The organism is Acidocella sp. MX-AZ02, assembly GCF_000306035.1.
GTDB classification, from domain to species: Bacteria; Pseudomonadota; Alphaproteobacteria; order Acetobacterales; family Acetobacteraceae; genus Acidocella; species Acidocella facilis.
Window position 1 is genome coordinate 1,615,128 of sequence record NZ_JH976207.1, and the last position, 17,527, is coordinate 1,632,654.

At 62.1% G+C, this 17,527-nt stretch carries 16 protein-coding genes and 1 pseudogene; 1 reads left to right on the forward strand and 16 read right to left on the reverse strand.

All coding sequences use genetic code 11. From position 1 onward, the window contains the following. The 8 genes and pseudogenes from MXAZACID_RS20060 to MXAZACID_RS08000 form a co-directional block, all read right to left on the reverse strand. Window positions 1-256: hypothetical protein (locus tag MXAZACID_RS20060; RefSeq protein WP_039884791.1), on the reverse strand; the 256-nt coding region annotated here is incomplete at its 3' end. Window positions 257-525: 269 nt separating this feature from the next. Next, window positions 526-699, reverse strand: a pseudogene (locus MXAZACID_RS20470) (XdhC family protein); the annotation flags it as partial. A 439-nt stretch (window positions 700-1,138) separates the two neighbouring features. Continuing rightward, window positions 1,139-2,035, reverse strand: a complete 897-nt coding sequence (locus MXAZACID_RS07975; RefSeq protein WP_008493729.1) for a transporter — start codon at window positions 2,033-2,035, stop codon at window positions 1,139-1,141. Window positions 2,036-2,078: 43 nt separating this feature from the next. Continuing rightward, window positions 2,079-3,419, reverse strand: coding sequence for an MFS transporter (locus tag MXAZACID_RS07980; RefSeq protein WP_008493730.1), 1,341 nt, complete (start codon window positions 3,417-3,419; stop codon window positions 2,079-2,081). Between the two features lie 68 nt (window positions 3,420-3,487). Next, window positions 3,488-4,333, reverse strand: coding sequence for a fumarylacetoacetate hydrolase family protein (locus MXAZACID_RS07985; RefSeq protein WP_008493731.1), 846 nt, complete (start codon window positions 4,331-4,333; stop codon window positions 3,488-3,490). Continuing rightward, entirely contained in the window at window positions 4,314-5,924 is a 1,611-nt protein-coding gene (locus tag MXAZACID_RS07990) for a bifunctional 3-(3-hydroxy-phenyl)propionate/3-hydroxycinnamic acid hydroxylase (RefSeq protein ID WP_008493732.1), read from the reverse strand. The genes MXAZACID_RS07985 and MXAZACID_RS07990 overlap by 20 nt, the downstream gene beginning before the upstream one ends. Beyond that, on the reverse strand, window positions 5,921-6,847 hold the full coding sequence (locus tag MXAZACID_RS07995; RefSeq protein ID WP_008493733.1) for a VOC family protein: 927 nt from the start codon (window positions 6,845-6,847) through the stop codon (window positions 5,921-5,923). The genes MXAZACID_RS07990 and MXAZACID_RS07995 overlap by 4 nt, the downstream gene beginning before the upstream one ends. Next, window positions 6,837-7,880, reverse strand: a complete 1,044-nt coding sequence (locus MXAZACID_RS08000) for an amidohydrolase family protein (RefSeq protein ID WP_008493734.1) — start codon at window positions 7,878-7,880, stop codon at window positions 6,837-6,839. Before MXAZACID_RS08000 ends, MXAZACID_RS07995 begins: the two co-directional genes overlap by 11 nt. 100 nt (window positions 7,881-7,980) lie before the next feature. On the opposite strand from MXAZACID_RS08000, the gene MXAZACID_RS08005 reads away from it, so the two are divergent. Further along, complete coding sequence (locus MXAZACID_RS08005; RefSeq protein WP_008493735.1) at window positions 7,981-8,688, forward strand: GntR family transcriptional regulator; 708 nt, start codon at window positions 7,981-7,983, stop codon at window positions 8,686-8,688. A gap of 153 nt (window positions 8,689-8,841) precedes the next feature. Here the strand turns inward: MXAZACID_RS08005 and MXAZACID_RS08010 are convergent, their stop codons facing one another. From MXAZACID_RS08010 to MXAZACID_RS08045, 8 genes are all read right to left on the reverse strand, one after another. After that, complete coding sequence (locus tag MXAZACID_RS08010; protein WP_008493736.1) at window positions 8,842-10,179, reverse strand: sensor histidine kinase KdpD; 1,338 nt, start codon at window positions 10,177-10,179, stop codon at window positions 8,842-8,844. A 32-nt stretch (window positions 10,180-10,211) separates the two neighbouring features. Next, on the reverse strand, window positions 10,212-10,895 hold the full coding sequence (locus MXAZACID_RS08015) for a response regulator transcription factor (RefSeq protein WP_008493737.1): 684 nt from the start codon (window positions 10,893-10,895) through the stop codon (window positions 10,212-10,214). Continuing rightward, entirely contained in the window at window positions 10,895-12,292 is a 1,398-nt protein-coding gene (locus tag MXAZACID_RS08020; RefSeq protein ID WP_008493739.1) for an MFS transporter, read from the reverse strand. Before MXAZACID_RS08020 ends, MXAZACID_RS08015 begins: the two co-directional genes overlap by 1 nt. A 116-nt stretch (window positions 12,293-12,408) precedes the next feature. Continuing rightward, the gene (locus tag MXAZACID_RS08025; protein ID WP_008493740.1) at window positions 12,409-13,455 is read right to left on the reverse strand and encodes an ABC transporter substrate-binding protein; all 1,047 of its coding nucleotides are present in this window, start codon (window positions 13,453-13,455) and stop codon (window positions 12,409-12,411) included. Between the two features lie 22 nt (window positions 13,456-13,477). Continuing rightward, a complete protein-coding gene (locus tag MXAZACID_RS08030; protein ID WP_371137076.1) occupies window positions 13,478-14,260 on the reverse strand; it encodes an ABC transporter permease in 783 nt (260 codons plus the stop codon). Window positions 14,261-14,328: 68 nt separating this feature from the next. Beyond that, window positions 14,329-15,213 (reverse strand): ABC transporter ATP-binding protein, encoded by an 885-nt coding sequence (locus MXAZACID_RS08035; protein WP_008493742.1) that lies wholly within the window; start codon window positions 15,211-15,213, stop codon window positions 14,329-14,331. Continuing rightward, a complete protein-coding gene (locus MXAZACID_RS08040) occupies window positions 15,201-16,703 on the reverse strand; it encodes a DcaP family trimeric outer membrane transporter (RefSeq protein WP_008493743.1) in 1,503 nt (500 codons plus the stop codon). The genes MXAZACID_RS08035 and MXAZACID_RS08040 overlap by 13 nt, the downstream gene beginning before the upstream one ends. 202 nt (window positions 16,704-16,905) lie before the next feature. Beyond that, window positions 16,906-17,262 carry a cytochrome c gene (locus tag MXAZACID_RS08045; protein ID WP_240376559.1) on the reverse strand — a complete coding sequence of 119 codons (357 nt, stop codon included), beginning with the start codon at window positions 17,260-17,262 and terminating at the stop codon, window positions 16,906-16,908. Window positions 17,263-17,527: the final 265 nt, after the last annotated feature.

Here is a 17,527-nt window from a genome sequence, read left to right on the forward strand (position 1 = left end):
ACAGCCCCGCCTCCCATTCATGGTCGTGAAACAGCAGCACGATGGCGCTGTGCCGATCCGCCCGCAGCGCGGGCGGGTGGCGGCGATCCGTCCAGAGCAGGACCTCCGCCCCCAGCGCCGCGGCGGCGTCGAGCATCTCCTGGCGCGGGCTGAGCAGGCAGAGCCCGGCCCCGAAAGCCGCCCCCAGCCGTGCCAGCGCCAGCGCCTCCGCCCCCTGCCCGGCAATGACCAGCCGCAAGGCCGGGCGCAGCGCCACCTGGAACGCTGGCCCCGCCCAGCCGGTGCCGGCATCGCCTTCGATGAGAGCCAGGCCGCCTTCGGGGCGAGGCGGAGCGTGACCTCCTGGCGGGCCTGCAAGGCCGCGTGGGCCTGACGCAGCGGGGCGAAATCCGCCAGCGGCGTGATCAGAACATCCATCCCGCCGCCGCAGGGCAGGCGCAGATCCATCATCCGCGAGCCCTGGCCGATGCGAATGCTCTCTGGCCGGCCGCTTGCGATCACCCGCCGCGCCTCGCCGATGATCGCCGCCTCGACACAACCGCCGGAGAGCGTGCCGAAGGCCGCGCCATCCGCCCGCACCGCCATCTGCGCGCCAACCGCCCGCGCGCCGCCGCCGAAGGTCGCGGTGACGCTGAGCAAGGCAACGCTGCCAGGTTGTGCCTCCAGCAGAAACCGGAGCAGGGACAAAGTCTCGGGCATGGATCTCTTTTGATGGGCAAACACAGGGGCTGCTCTGCCGCCGGCGCGCCGCGTCAGAGAGGTGAAGCTCACATGGTGCGGCTGACCGCCTGGCACCAGGGGCAGCCGCACGTCGCGGAAAAATCCTGTCTCAATCTGGATGATTTGTTAATTCGAGGAAGGCCTGGCGGCGGCGCGGTGGCAAAGCCTAGACACATGGCATGGCTCGCTAAAACAAAATTTAGAGCGTCAAGCTAAAAACTTGATGCTCTAAGGAGAGCGCCGATTTCGCCTGGTTGAACCGCGCGGTTTCGCAAATCCGCCGGCCCGAGAGCAAGATGACCCTGACCGGACTCAGTCAGGATCAGAAAGTTGCCTGCCAAAACCAAAAAACTTAGGGCGCGCTGCCGCGCGGCTTGGGTTTGGCGCATCGGGCGTTGGGCCCGATGCGCCAAGGGGGCTACATCAGCGGCACGCTCAATGTCAGCACGACCTTGCCGGCCTCGCCGACATTGCGGGCATAGACGTCATGGGTGAAGAACATGTTCATCTTGTAGCCCTTGCCCTGATAGGCGACATCCGCCCCCAGCGCGAAGGATTCCGGGGACCCGCCATTGAGCGCCGCGGGGCCGGAATCCGCTGTGATCTGCTTGTAAAAATACGAGACCGGCCCGATCGACCAGGGGCCGAAGCCGCGCATCGCGGTGAAGTCCCAATCCATCGTCGTGCCATTGGTGTAATGCGTGGCGCTGTTCTCGAAATTCTTGTCCAGCGTCGCGTGCACCGTGAACTGGTAGGGGGCGGGCAGCCAGCTGACGGACATGTCCGGCTCGATCGTCCAGTGATTCTGCCCGGTATTTACCTTGGCCGTGTCGCTGTACTGGCCGTTGGGCGGGTAGAAGCCGAAATCGGCATCGAAGAAGACATGATGGCCGAGATCCCAGCTCAAGGACAGCGGCGTGAACTCGGTATCGACCAGGCCGGTGCGGTTGAAGGTCTTGCCGCCGGCGGCCCGCGGGGTGGTGAGGCTGACATTCAGCCAGCCGATCGAGCGGATGAACATGCCATAGCGGGCGCCGAAGATCCGGATGTCGGGAATGTAGGCGAACGAGCCGGTGGCGCCCCAGATATTGGCATGGGCACCGGTGAAATGGCCGTCCCCGTTCACCGGGCGGGACTGGGTGTAGCTCGGCTTGAAGGTGAGATACACGCCAGGCGGCGGCAGCAGGCCCGTCGGCTGGCCGAGCGTATTGCCCACCGGATATTCCGGATTGCTGCCGACCATCGCTGCCTCGGCGGGCAGCGACATCGCGGCCAGGCCAATGCCGGCCAGCAAGAAACGAAATCCTGTCTTCATTGGAAACCTCCCTTGTTATGTTGGATTTGAGATATTCGTTGGATCAGGGCTTGGCGCGGGCGAATGAGGAAGGCTCAAACACGGCGCCGGTATCGCGGGCCTGCCGATAGGCGGCGAAGCGCGCCGCACTGGCTTCGGGAAACAGCAGCAGGAAGCTGGCCAGCCCGCCGGCGAGCAGAATCACCCCGCCCAGCCCGAAGGCGATGGCAAAGCCCAGCGGCGCATTGCCCGGGTAGGCGCCGATGATCCAGCCATTGATGAAGGTGGAAAAGAACGCGGAGATGGAGGTGGCGGAGATGATCACCACCACCAGCCGGGCGCGCTGACGGGACGGCGCGATCGCGGCGAGGATCACCGGCCCGAAAATCGTCGTCAGGCTCGGCACGGAAAAGGCGATGGCCAGGAAGCAGGTCTGCATCACACCGGCGGGGCTTTGCACCGCCACGAGCAAGGCGGCGCCACTCACCAGCATGGCGAGGCCCGAACTCCAGCCCAGGCAGATGCGGGCACTCCAGCCGCGCTGGCGCATCGTCTGCGTCAGCCAGGAGCCGAGGATGAGCACCGGAGACTGGATCACGTAGATGGCGGAGATGATCCAGCCGGCCTTCAGCGGCGCATAGCCCAGCCCCAGCCGCAGGAAAGGCGGCAGCCAGACCGCGGCCATGCCGATGACCCAATAGCCGAAAAAGGCGATGAGCATGACGCCGATGACCGTGCGGTCCAGCCAGAGCAGGCGAAACGGCAACGGGGTTTCATGCGCCACCGGCGCGGCGTGCTGGCCGGCCAGCGGGCCCTCGCGCCCGATCAGCGCGAACAGCACCATCCAGACCAGGCTCAGCACCCCGCACACCAGGAAGCAGGAGCGCCAGCCGGCATGCACGACAAACCAGCTGAGCAGCGGCCCGCCGATGAGAAAGCCGGCGCTGATGCCTTGCAGAATGAAGGCGGAGGGAAGGTTGCGGCGATGGTCCGGGAACCATTCATAGGCGGCGGTCATCGCCGTGGCCAACGCAGCGCCCTCGCCAATGCCCAGCAGCAACCGGCAGGCGATGATGATTGGCAGGGAGTGGGTGAAGGCGACCGGCAGCTGGCTCGCCGTCCAGATCCCCGCGAGGGCCAGCAATATATATTTCGACCGGTAGCGCCCGACGAAGACCGAGCCGATCACCGTGCCGCCAACCGCGAAAAATAGAAAGAACGCCGCGCCGATCAAGCCGAACTGCTTGGGGGTGAGGCTGAATTCATGCATCATCGGCACGCCCGAGACGCCGAAGGCCAGCTTGTCGAAGAAGTTCAGCGTCTGAAACACGAACAGCAGCGCCACGATCAGATAGGCGCGCGTCGGGATTGCCGGCATTTGCCCGGCCTCGCTTGGACCATTCATTTTTAGTCTCCCCATTATTTTTGGACGTGCCGCCGCGCTGGCGGTTTGCTGGCGCGGCGGCTAGATCATCAAACCTCCTGCGCGACCGGATTGCGCAGGATGCCGAGCCGGTCGATCTCGACCTCGACGACATCGCCGGGCTTCATCCAGAGTGGCGGGTTGCGCTTGGCGCCGACACCGCCCGGCGTGCCGCTGACGATCACGTCGCCCGCCTCAAGCCGGGTGAATTGCGAGCAATATTCGATCTGCGTGGCGATATCGAAGATCATCTGCTCAATCCGCGCCTCCTGCACCACCTCGCCGTTGAGGCGCGTCTGCAGGCGCAGCGCCGCCAGCGGCCCCAGCTCATCGGGGGTCATCATCCACGGGCCGAAGGCGCCGGTATCGGGAAAATTCTTGCCCGGGGTGAACTGCATCGTATGGCGCTGGAAATCGCGCACGCTGCCATCATTATAGCAGGCATAGCCGGCGATATGCGCCATCGCCGCGGCACGGGGAATATAGCGGCCGGGCGTGCCGATGATGACGGCGAGCTCGCCCTCGTAATCGAGATCATTGGAGAGTTTCGGCCGCAGGATCGGCGCCATATGGCCGATCTGGCTGTTGGCGAAGCGGGCGAAGATGGTGGGATGCGCAACCTCCGGCCGCCCGGTCTCCTGGCGGTGCATCTCATAGTTCAGGCCGACGCAAAGAATCTTGTCCGGGTTGGGGATCACCGGCAGGAAGCGCAGCGCCTCCAGCTTCGTGGCCTGCGCCTGGGCGCGGGCTTGCGCCACCCCGTCCAGCCCGCCGGCGATGGCGGATTTGAGGTCGGCATAACGCGCCCGCAGGACGCTGCCGACATCGAGGAACATCTCTCCCTCGATCACGCCCCAATGCGGGGCATTGGCGATTTCAACTGTGGCAAGCTTCATGTTTCACTTCCTGGTGGATGGGTTCGGCGCAGGCGAGCTGCGCCCGGCAGGTGGCGAGCAGCGCCGGCAGCGCCTGGGCGTTCGCGGCCGTGCCAAAGACGTAATGATCGGGACGCACCAGCACGGCCTGGGCCTGATGGCGGTCGAACCAGGCGGCCATGACGCCGTCCTGTTCCTCAAGCGCGTCCGGCAGCGCCGCCCCCGCCGGGGCGATGGCGTACAGGCCGATCTCGTCCGCCGGCGTCAGCAGGGCGGCAAGATCCGGCACCCGCAGCACGCGGCCATCCAGGATCAGCCGCCAGCCGGTGCCGGTCAGCCTGTCGAGCAGCGCGGCGCCGCCCGCCTGGCGGATCAGCGGCTGCACGAACAACAGCCCGCGCCCTGGGTTGCCCGGCGGCGCGAGCAGCCCGGTCTCCAGCGGCGGCACAATATCCTGGCGCGTGACATGCGGCGGGACGCCGCCGCCCTGCGCCAGCAAATCTTCATCGCGCGCCGCCGCCCGCGCCGGGTCGCGCTCGCAGATCATCTGGCCGATCGCCTTGATCTTGCCGGTCAATGTCTCGACATGAAGGCGCCGCTCCGCCTCATAGCTGTCGAGCAGCGCCAGCGGCGATTGCCCGCGCAGCACGCGCTCCAGCTTCCAAACCAGATTGGTGACATCGCGCAGCCCCTGGCACATGCCCTGGCCGATGAAAGGCGGTTGCTGGTGCGCGGCATCCCCGGCGATGAGCACGCGCCCGCGCCGCCAGCTTTGCGCCACCAGCGCATGGAAGCGGTAAGCGGCGGCGCGCCACAGCTCGCCCTCGCTGGGCGCCATGAAGCCGGCCAGCAGCCGCCAGACCTGCTCCGGCGCCGCCATCTCGCGCGGGTTTTCGCCCGGCAGCAGCATGATCTCCCAGCGCCGGTGATTGCCCGGCCCGATGATGTAGGTGGTCGGCCGCGCCGGGTCGCAGAACTGCGCCGAGCATTGCGGCAGCTTGGCCAGCGCCGCGTCGCCGCAGCGTATATCCACCACCAGCCAGGGCTCATCGAAAATCAGGTCGCGCAGCGCCATATCGGCCAGCTGGCGCACGGTACTGGAGGCGCCATCGCAGCCGAGCAGGAATTTGCCGCGGATCTGGCGCTGCATGCCGTCTTCCGCGCGCAGCGTGGCAAGGATCTCTTCGCCGCGCTCCTCGAAGCCGATCAGCTCCGCGCCGGTGACGATGCTGACATTGGCGAAACCCGCCGCATGCGCGCGCAGCGCCGCCTCCACCGGCGGCTGGGTGAAGACCATGCTGGGCGTGTAGCCCAGCGGATAAGGCGGCTGCACCATGTCGATGGTGCGGATCAACTGGCCTTGCGCGCCGAAATGCTGCGAGGCGGTGAAGGGCGCGACATAAGGCCGCACCGCGTCCGCCACCCCCATATTGTCGAAATGCCTGAAAATTTCATGATCGAGCGCGATCGCGCGGGGCTTGTCATAAACCTCCGTCTGCCGTTCGACCACCAGCACGCGAAAGCCATGCGCCCCCAGCAGCCCGGCCGCCGTCGCCCCGGAGGGGCCGAAGCCGGCAATCACAACATCGAAGAGCTCATCTGCGTAGGTCACGACTTCACCTTTGTCTCGTTAATTCCAGGCGCATCGGCGAAGCCGATGGCGAGTTGCGCGGCCTTGCAGGCGGCGGTCTTGGGCGGGGCGACGCCCCAATGATCGGTACGGCCGGGCGGCCAGACCCAGTCCTGCGGGCCCCGGAAGCGGTAGCTCTCATCCACCTGCAGCACCTCGGCGGTGTATTCGACCACGACATCATCCGGCCCGACGAAATAGGCGAAGACATTATCGCCCGGCCCGTGCCGCCCCGGCCCCCAGCCGATGCCACAGCCATGATCGACCACATGCCCGGCACCGCGCATCACCGATTCCAGATCCGGCAGCAGGAAGGCGACATGGTTGAGCCCGTTCACCGGCGCCTGCGCGAGCACGATGGCGTGGTGGTCGCTGTTGCAGCTGAGGAAGGCCATGGCCTGGGAGCGGTCGGTCAGGCGAAAGCCCAGAACCTCCTGCCAGAAGCGCGACAAATCCTCGATCGCGGCGCTGTTGATGTTCACATGCGCCAGGCGCAGCGGCCGGTTGGGGCGGATGGCGCCTTCGCGGCGCGCATCGCCATGCAGAAATTCCAGCGTGCAGCCTTGCGGTTCGCGGACGATGAAATGGGTGCCGCCGGCTGGGCCATGGTCCGGTCCGGGCGGTTGCAGGATGGTGCAGCCGGCTTGCACGCAAGCCTCGTACAGCCGGGGCAGATCCGCCACGGCGCGCACCCGGAAGCTGACGACATCCAAGGACGCACGCGCGCCGGCGCGCAGTTCCAGCACATAGGCATCATCGCCGCTGGCGGCCAGATAGGCGCGGCCGGGCGCCTGCGCCACCAGCTCCAGCTGCCAGGTTTGGGTATAGAAGGCGCGGGCCGTCTCCAGATCCGGTGTGGAAAGTGCGACGCTGCGGAGCGCGGCGACGGGGTAATCAGGCGGCATCTTGCACCTCATCGATGGCCAGGAAAGCGAGCGCGTTGCGCTGAATCAGGCGCTGGCGCACATCCGCGTCGGGACATGCGGCGTTGACCTGATCGCACGGCGCCGCCTCGCTGAAATTGAACGGATAATCGGTACCGAGCATGACCCGCTCGGCCCCGAACAACGTGACCAGCCGGGATAGCCAGTCCGGCTCGAACACCAGGGAATCCACGTAAAGCCGGCGCGCGGTGATGGACGGGCATTCCTCCAGCGCCTCGCGCAGGGCCGGAAACACCTCATAGCCACGCCGCAGCCGCGGCAGCAGCGCGGCGAAGCTGCCGCCGCCATGGCTGAAACCCAGCCGCAGATCCGGGCAGTCCCGGACCAGGCCGCCGGTGATCGCGGACGCCAGGGCCAGCCCGACATCCGTGGGATAGCCGAGCACCTGCTGCAAGGGCGCGGGGCCCACCAGCCGGGCCATGCCCGCCGGGCGCACCGCATGCACGAACACCGCCGCCCCCAGCCGCGCGGCCTCGGTGAAGAAGGGCCGCAGCCGTGGATCGCCGATCGGCGTTTCGTTGATATTGCTGCCGATCTCGACGCCGCGAAACCCGGGAATGGCCATGATCCGGCGCAGCTCCTCGACCGCCAGATCGAGATCCGGCAAGGGCACCGCCGCCAGCCCGACAAAGCGCCCCTGCCCTTCGCCAAGCAGCGCCGCGATCATATCATTGACATGGCGGGTCAGCGCCGCCCCGGCCTGGGCCGGGAGCCAATAGCTGAACAGCTCCGGCATCGGCGAGAGCGCCTGCACGGCGATGCCCATGCGGTCCATATCCTCAAGCCGGCGGCGCGCCTCCCAGCACGCGGCGGAGACGGTGCGATAGGGCTTGGCGTCGATGATCACCGTGCCGTGGCCGCAGCCATCCTGGCGCAGGCTGGGCCAGCCGGCCTGCGCCCCCGCCGGCGCGGCCGGAAAGCTGGCGGGCACGACATGGCAATGCACATCCACCCCCGCGCAGCCACAGGCTTTGATTGACCAGGCTTTTGCCATTTCCCCCTCATTCATTCGCCCGACAAAATACACAAAACAATCTTCCGCGCAAATAATTTATAAATTTTTTTGTTTGAGACCTTTGTGTATAAACAACAGCATGATTGACCCAGCCAAAGAGCCCCCCGACAACGCCACGACGCTGGCCACCAGCATCTATGAGCGGCTGAAGAATGATATTCTGGCCGCGCGGCTTGAGCCGGGGCAAAAACTCTCCTTGCGCTTCCTGATGGACCAGTACGGCACCGGGCAGACCCCGCTGCGCGAGGCGCTGAACCGGCTGGTCATCGAGGAGCTGGTGATCGGCCGCGAGCAACGCGGCTTTTCGGTGACGCCGATCAGTCTGGAGGAGTTGAACGAGCTGACCCGCACGCGCTGCTGGGTGGAAGGGCTGGCGCTGCGCGAGTCGATGCAGAACGCCACCCCGGCCTGGGAGGAAGCGCTGTTGGTGGCGCATCACCGCCTCGCCCGCACACCGCGCTCGCTCAACCCCGAGCAATTCGAGGATAATCCGGCCTGGGAGGTGCTGCACCGGGCGTTTCACGATCGGCTGATCGAAAACTGCGCCTCGCGGCCCTTGATCGGCTTCTGCATGCAGCTGGCCGACCGGCTCTATCGCTACCGGACGATCTCCATCCGCAAGGTGTTCCGGGTGCGCAAGGTCAGCGCCGAGCATGACGCGATCTTGCAGGCCGTGCTGGACCATAACCAGGAGCAGGCGGTTTCGTTACTACAGGCACATTATATGCGCACCGCCACCGTCATCGAGGCGGATCTGCGCACCGCCGCCTTGTCACTCGCCGGATAGGCGGCGCCGCTTGCGCATGATGCGGCCGTGTATCGTAAAGGGCATTCCGTTAAGGAATCGGCGTTTAGGTTAACGCGCCTGCGTCACCTTAAACGCATGAAATTGCTCGCCAAAACATGAATAGAGCGAGGGGGGGTGTAAACCCGTCTCGCTCTACCCCCGGAACTCGACCCGTACGATAAGTCCTGGGTGGTTATCCAGCAGGGTAATCTGAGCACCGTGCAATTTTGCGATCGCCCGGACCAGGGGCAAACCCAGCCCGTGGCCGGGCGTGTTCCGGCTTTGATCGAGTCGCACAAACCGGCGAAATACGCGGTCTCTATCCTCTTCCGGAATGCCTGGCCCCTGATCCGCGATCTCCAGGCGAAACAAGCTTTTTTTATCCGACGACAGGGTGACATTGATGATCCCCCCCGCGGGACCATAGCGGATGGCATTTTCGACCAGATTGACGATCAGTTGCGTCAGCAAGGCGGAATCGCCGCTGATGCATAAATTTTCCTCCGCCGCGCAGCGCAGAGTCTGGCCGGCATCGATGGCGACGGCACTGAATTCGTCGCAGATATTCGTCACCAGCGCGCTCAAATCCAATGCTGTGAAGCCGCCCTGCAAGGAGCCAGCCTCCACCTCCGCGAGGCGCAATAGCGAAACGAACACCGAGATGATAAGCGTTGTCTGGGACAGCGCCGCCTCAAGGCCCGAGGATAAAACAGGGTCTTTCCGAACCGCATCGAGCTTCAATAGATGCTTGATCCATTCATGCAACCGGACCAGGGGCGAGCGCAGATCATGCGCGATATCATTTGTCACCTGGCGGGCATTTTCAACCAGATGCTCGATCGTCTCAAGCATGCGGTTCAGCTCTTCGGTGAGCACATCCAACTCATCGTCAATGCCGTAGGCTTCGATGCGCCGGGATAAATCGCCGGTCATGATATCCACGCTGGCATCGCTGATCGCCTGGACGCGCTTCAGACTATGCCCGGCGATCAGCAGGCTCGCCAACAGGCCAATTCCGATCAGGGCGCTGAACACGACCGCGAAAATGACGGCGACCCGCTTATTCAATGCCGCGAAGACGCTGGCATCCTCGCCAATGAACAAAAATCCACCATTTGGCAGATCGCGGCCAATCCCGTCGATCCGCTGCACCCCCTGCGGCATTTGTGGATCGGTCAGCCGGGTGATCGTGCTCCATTCCGTAGGCTCGGGTGGCATGGTGATATTGGCGAACAACACCTTTCCGCGTGCATCGAGCAGGGCATAGAAGGTGTGGCTCGGCGCGTGCGCCACCGTCTGCCTGAGTTCCTGCTCCAGTGGCAGCCGATCTGAAATGGCATCGGAAAGAACATCCGCCCGGTCGCCCGCAATAATCGGCGCGAGCTCCTCCTTGGAGGCGATCCGGGTGGCGTTATAGATCAACGCAAAAACAATAATCGCGGCGATCGTTGAAAACAACGTTCCCAGAACGGCGAGCCGAAAGCCCGCCATCCGAAAGAGGTTGGTCCTGACCCTCGGCTCTGTCACGTATCGGTGCCCGCACTGATACGATATCCGGCACCACGAACGGTCTGGATCAATTCCCGCGAAAATCCACGGTCAATTTTCAGCCGGATCCGGCAGATATGCGATTCGACCAATGTGGTTTGCGGTAAAAAATGATAATCCCAGACGTCTTCGAGAAGCATCGTCCGGGTGACAACCTGGTCCGCATGCAGCATCAAATATTCGAGCAGCCGGAATTCGCGTGGCTTCAGCGAAATCTCGCAAGCGCCACGGCGCGCGGAATGTGTGAGCCGGTCCAGGACAAGATCGCCAACACGAAGCTGGCTGGGATCCGTCTTGATATCACGCCGCCGTCTGACCGCCTCGATCCTTGCTTGTAGTTCCGCCATTTCGAACGGCTTCACGACATAATCATCCGCGCCCGCCCGCAAGCCGCGCACCCGCTCATCCACACGTCCCAAGGCGGTCAGGAGGATCACCGGGGTACTGATCTGCATGGACCGAAGCGCTTGAACCACACTCAACCCGTCAAGATAAGGCAGCATTCGGTCGATAATCAGCACATCGAAGGGACTTGTCGTGGCCAGCATCAGGCCGTCGCGGCCATCGCCGGAGACCGCGACGTCATGACCTTCATCGACCAAGGCTTCCTTCAGAAAACCGCTCATGGTCGCATCATCTTCGATCAAGAGAATCTGCATCAGTGACTGATCGCCTCCAAAGATTGGGCCAATGTACGCGGTCCGAAGGCAAAAACCATGATAATCGAAATCGCCATCGTCACGCCGATGAACACCGCGATGGCGGGCACGCCGCCGTCGCTGAGAAAATAACCGACAGCGAGACCCGCGAATGCCGCGGACAGGCGGCTCCAGGAATACACGAACCCCACCGCCTGACCGCGCATACGCGTGGGAAAAAGTTCGGCTTGATATGTGTGGAAGGCGCTCGACATCGCGTTGGAGGCCAGCGTGAAGGCGATCCCAAAGCCGATAATTTCAAACGGGCGGCCAGACAATGCGAAGCCTACCATGAAGGCGCCCATCAAACACAGCGCGATGACAATCTGGGTCGAGCGTTGGATGCGGTCGGCGACCAACATTACCAAGATGGGACCAAAGGGATTGGCCAGGGCGATCAGCATCGAATATTCCAGACTATTGGTGATGCTGATCCCTCTTGCCATCAATAAAGTCGGCACCCAGGCCGCAAACCCATAAAACCCAACGACTTGACCAATATTAAAAATCGCCATCATCAGCGAGCGCTCAGCATAGCGTGGCGAGAACAGCTCAACAAACCGGCCGGTCGCGGCTTTTTCGGGGACAACCGGGACTGGTGCCGCCAACGTCCCGACAACCTTGAGAGCGGCGCTTTCGAGCTGCGTGATCACCGCCTCCGCCTGGCTTTCACGCCCCTTCAGCGCCAGCCAGCGCGGGCTTTCCGGCAACACGCGCCCAAGCCAAAGCGCCACGGGCGCGCCGAGGGCACCGATTAACACGACAACGCGCCATCCTTCCAAACCGCCAAAATGACGATGCACCAATATCAAGGACAGGAAGGCGACGACGGGAACGATTGAAAATGTAATGGTCTGATTGAGGGCGAACGCCCTACCCCGGAATTTGGCCGGCACCAACTCCGCCAAATAAGCGTCCATGACAACGAGCTGCAGGCCAAACCCCAACCCCGCGGCAAAACGCCAGATATTCAGCCATAATCCCGTATGCTGTAGGGCCATGATCGCCGAGCACAGCAAATACCACAGAATGGCACCGGTAAAGACCGACCGCCGCCCCAGCCAATCGGCCAGAGGTGAGAGGCAAAGCGAACCAACCCAGAGCCCGATAAAAAGCGAAAACACATAGCTGGCACCTCCAGCTATGGAAATACTGCGAAGTGCGGCGAGAGGCCCCAGGCTGGACGCGGAAAACAGGCCACTCGCGCGCATTGCTGGCATGAGATAGCCTGTCTGAAAGACCATATAAAACTCGAAAATGCCGCCGATCGAAATCAATGCCACCAGGCGCCACATGGCTCCCGTCGCGGGAAGCCTGTCGAGCCGCGCGGCGATTCGTGCCGCAGCTGCGGTAGACATCGTTAATTTCCTCCGTCACATATTATGTTTTTTCCATAATCCGACGTATTGGAAATTTGAGCAATAGAAAACAGCGAAAGAGGCGCGGTTTTAATGCGCCTCTTCCTTTGAGTGTTTTACTTCGCGTCACCCAACATCTTGTTGGCGGCGACAACGAAAGTCGGATCCCAGGTCGCCGAGAGATCGACAGGCCCGGTGATCTTCCCCGCGAGCTTCTCGACGTCGAGCACCTTCTCCGGACCACCCTGCGGCATCATGCCATCGGGGAGGAATTGCCCCTTATCCTGGGTCAGCGCCGTGATATATTGTGCTTTGGTCGATAGCGGGCTGGAGACGAAATCCGTCGGCATTTTATCGGCGATCTGTTCGGCGCTATGCGTGTCGATCCAATGCATGGTTGCGACGAGCGCATTGACCACCGCCTGCGTTTCCTTCGGATGCGCCTTGACCCACTCGGCGCGCGCCAGCACGGAGGCCGCCGGCCACGCGCCACCCAGCCATTTTTCCGCACCCGCCGTGGTTGCCAGATCAATCGCCGGATAGCCGACATTCATCGTTTCAATGGCGTTGACGGTCGGCTGCGTGGTCATCGCGCAGGCGACGCGGTTATGCTTCAGCGCGCTGATCAATGTTTCGCCGGCGCCAACACCCACGCGCGAAAAATCCTTCGTGGTGAGATGATAGCGCGCCGCAAGATAGAGCGTCAGATCATCCGTGCCCGACCCAAGATCGGTGACACCGATGGCCTTGCCTTTCCAATCCGCCGGCGAGGAAATATCCGTGCCCTTGGCGCAGAGAATACGCTCGCCAGGCGCGCCGCTCAGCTGCGCCACGTCCACGACATCCTTGCCGTGCAGCTGGAAATCGATGGTATGAACATACCAGGCGCCGGCAAAATCGACCTGACCGGAAACCATCGCGTCCTCGGCGCCGATGCCACCCTCCTGCTCGGTGGAGAGCACCATATTCACGCCATATTTTTTGAAATATCCAAGATCCTGCGCGAGCTGGTAGGGAAGGTAGATCTGCTTGTCGATCCCGCCGATCATCATGGTCACGGTCGGCAGTTTCGCGTCCTGGGCCTTCGCGGCCGGCGCGTGGACCGCCACGGCCGCCAGCGCTGTCGCGGCCAACATCACATTGCGCATCGTCTTATTGAACATTTGTCGTTTCCTTTGGTTATATTTAGATCGAGTTTCTTGCACCGTCATTGGCGCTGGCGGGACGCCAAGCCAGTAGACGTTTTTCGGCCAGCCCCATCAAGCCTTCGGCGCTGATCGCGATGACGCCGATGACGAGCATCGCGCCGAACACACCGTTGGTATCGAAATTATTCTGGGCCGTGGAGATCACCAGCCCCAGCCCATGCTGCGCGCCGAGGAATTCGCCGACAATCGCACCGATGATGGAAAATCCAAGCGCGACGTGAAGGCTGGCGATAATCCAGGATGTCGCGGAGGGCACCACAACATGACGGACCAGGTCAAGCCTTGAGGCCCCCAGGATGCGGGCATGCGCGACGAGATTACGGTCTACACTTTTCACCCCCTGATATGCGTTGAAGAACACCACAAAGAACACCAGAACCGCCGCGAGCATCACTTTCGATGGCAGCCCCAGACCGAGCCAGATCACAAAGATCGAGCCGAGCACGATACGCGGCAGCGCATTCACCATCTTGATGTAGGGCGTCATGATATCCGACAGCAGCGGAATTTCACCCAGCAACACACCGAAAAACACGCCCGCCAGCACGCCGAAGACAAAGCCGAGGATCGATTCCTCCATTGTCACCCAGATCTGGTACCAGAACGACCCATAGGCCGTGCCGTTGACGAACCAGTCGCCCAGCCGCTTGACGATCCCGATCGGCGAGCCGAAAAAGAACGGATCGACGATTTTGAGATCGGTCAGGATCTGCCATAAGCCCAGGAAGATCACCAGGGTGCCGATCCGCCCCAACAGCACCAGGTTGCGATAGCGTTGCGCGCGCTGTTTCGCGAGCAGCGCCAGATCAATGTCGCGTCCGCCGTTCATCATGCTGTCTCCCTTTTGGCCGCGGCCATCGCATATGAGCGCTCGACTTCCTCGCGCAGCGAATTCCAGATCAACTTGTACAATTCCAAAAACCTCGGCTGAAAGCGGATATCCTGGATGGCGCCGCGCGGGCGCGGCAAGTCGATCTCGAACACGTCCTTCACCGTCGCCGGGCCGACCGTCATCACCACGACCTGATCGGCAATGGCGATCGCCTCTTCCAGATCATGCGTGACGAACATCACCGAGGGCTTGCTCTGCTCCCAGAGATTCATCAGCTCGTTGGTCATGATCGCTCGCGTCTGCACGTCCAGCGCTGAAAATGGTTCGTCCATCATCAGCAGCGAGGGATCGTTAATCAGCGTCGCCGCGAGCTGCACGCGCTTGCGCATGCCGCCGGAGAGCTGATGCGGATAATGATTTTCAAAACCGGTGAGGCCGACCGTGGCCAACCATTCCCTCGCCTTCTCCATCGCCTGTGCCTTTGGTATGCCATTCATCAGCGGACCAAAGGCGACATTCGCGATCACGGATTTCCAGGGCAGCAACGCATCGTTCTGAAACACGAAGCCAACGCCAGGCGTGATGCCCATAACTGGCCGGCCGGCTACGTGAATGGTGCCCGCGCTCAACGTATCCAGCCCGGAGGTCAGCGTCAGCGTGGTTGATTTTCCGCAACCCGTGGGCCCCACGATGGCGCAGAACTTTCCCGCGCCAATCTTGATGTTGACATCCCGGATGGCGGTCATCGCCTGTCCCGTCGGCGTCACGAAACGTTTCGTGACGCCTTCCAGGACGATGTCTCCGCCACTCGTCGAATTACTTACCATGGAAAAATCCCCGCCTTCATGTTGCGGGCGTTCCGGTTTCTTCAGAAATGCCATGTACCACCAAACAGGATTTTCTCGGCATTTTTCGGCGGAACGCCAGTGGATTTCTGGAACTGCTTCTGCCCCAGAAGGAACTCAATACCAATATCGGCACTTGGCACAGCCCGCCAAAGAATATTCGCCGAGACCGTCTTTGTGGCCACGGCGTTTGCCGTGTCGGCCGGCAAGAACGCCGCCAGATTTTGATGGTTGTAGCCAATCGCCACGGTCGAGCGCAATGTCGGCATCCAGAAATGCTGGTAATACAGGGTGAAGCCCTGATCATCCTGAAGCTTTGTGCCAAGCGTCTTCGGCGTGCCCGTTGTACCGTTATTCACCGCCAGCACGGAGGCAACATTGGCGCCGAAATCGTCAGGAATATAGCGGCCGATGGAGCCCGTCCAATATTGGCCACCGATATTATCTTTGCCGAAGACCTTGTTCAAAGCACCGAGATTGACCGTCGAACCGATGATGGCAGCACCGGTCATGTGACTGGTCCGGTCGCCAAATCCGTCTGAGTAGGCTATGTCACGCAAGATGCCAGAGAGCTGCACATGCACGAGATCGTTGGTATATTGATATCGTATGCTGAAATCGGGCATCGGTTCGGTCGGCGAGGCGACCTCGATATTGTCCCGCGTATCCTGATAGCCCGACTGCGGATTCTCTGCCGCAAAGCTGAGGATATTCTGCTTATTGACAGGCCAGGTGTAGCGGATCTGCTCAGTGCGCTCGGCCGGCAAACCCGCAGGCCCGGCGAAATCCATGGTCTCTGGCGTGTCGTTATTATCGATGAAGTTGGAGTTGAGCATACCCAGCGTCACCGGACCGATCGTACCAAAGGCGTAAACGATACGTGCGGAGTAAGAATTGTTCTGCAGCGCCTGATTATAATCGCCACCGGCGACATAACCATAAAAATCCAGAGCGAAATTCGTGGTGACCGGGCCGAACCGGCTGGGTGTGCTGCTCTGCACGACCAGCCGCGAGACCTTGCTGTTATACTGGAAATCCCCCTGCGTCGCCCGCCGCGCCGGGCTGTTCGGCAGCAGATTACCGATCGAGAATTTTGGTCCCAGATTCTGCGTGGCATTATATTCTGCCTGCAGATTTACGAAACCGCCAACATGAATCGAGGTATCCGTGCCGGGGATCAGGAACGAACCGGGCAGGACGCCCTTGGTGACATATTGATCATTGACCACGCCACGCTGCTCCGCCCTGGTGGGCGATACCGCCTGCAAGGCGACCTGGGCCGCCTTGTTATGCTGAATGACCAACGCCTCATCACGCTCCTGGCGCGAGGCCAGTTGCGCGGCGGCGGCGCGCTGGCGGGCCTGCTCCGCGCGCTCCTGCGCCTCATGCGTTTGAACCGTCTGCAATTTGCTTGAGAGCGCCTTCAATTGTGCCGATAGCTGGTCGATCTGCGCCTGCATGTCGGTGACCGACTGCGCATGCGCGGCCATCGGAAACCAGACAGCCAAAATAGCGGCGGAACTCATTAATCCGCGCCTCACACCAAGCTTCATAGATGATCCTCCCATTATATTTTTTCACGCGGTCTTGGACTTCGCGTATGCCGAATAGGGGGCCGGGAGCATTCCCCTTTCATGGCGGTTAGTTTGTAAAAATTTAATGTTGGATGTCGACAGGGCAAACCCCCCCCCGGCGTGGGCGGGCCGGGGGCGGGCCGGGCGTTCCCGCTCAGCTGTGCAAGGTCTTGAGATAAGAAATGATATCAAGAGCTTGTGCCTGAGTTATCTTGCCGGCCCAGGCCGGCATCGGCTGGTCCAGCCGCTTGCCATCCTCGTCACGTGCTTGCAAAATCGCACGTAACATTAATTTCGTGCTGTGGTGATAGGTGGTCTCCAGCCCCGGCGCGCGCAGATCGGCGGAGACGGCGTCACCGAAATGCACGCCGCCCGCGCCGCTGGCGAGGTGACAGCCGCTGCAATTGCGCATGTAAAGCGCCTTGCCGGCGGCGGCGCTGCCTTGCTGCGCCAGCGCCGCGCCGGATGTCAGGAACAAGGCCGAGAGCGCCAATAACGATGTTCTGAACAAGCGAACCTCCATATATTTATGTTGTATTCAAACCGGCCTCGTTATGCCGCGAACCGGGCGGACGCGCCAGCGTCGCGGCCATGATTAAACCGTGGCACCTCATCTTCGCCCTAAAACTTTGGCAAAGATGGCGCGCTTGCAAGGGAATAAACCAAATCGAGAGGCAGACCAATATCACCCCGGCAAATTCAGCTTCACCTGCAGCACATCGAACCGGTCTGTAGAGCGTATTCCGTTCACGTTGATGCACGGGATACGCTCTAGC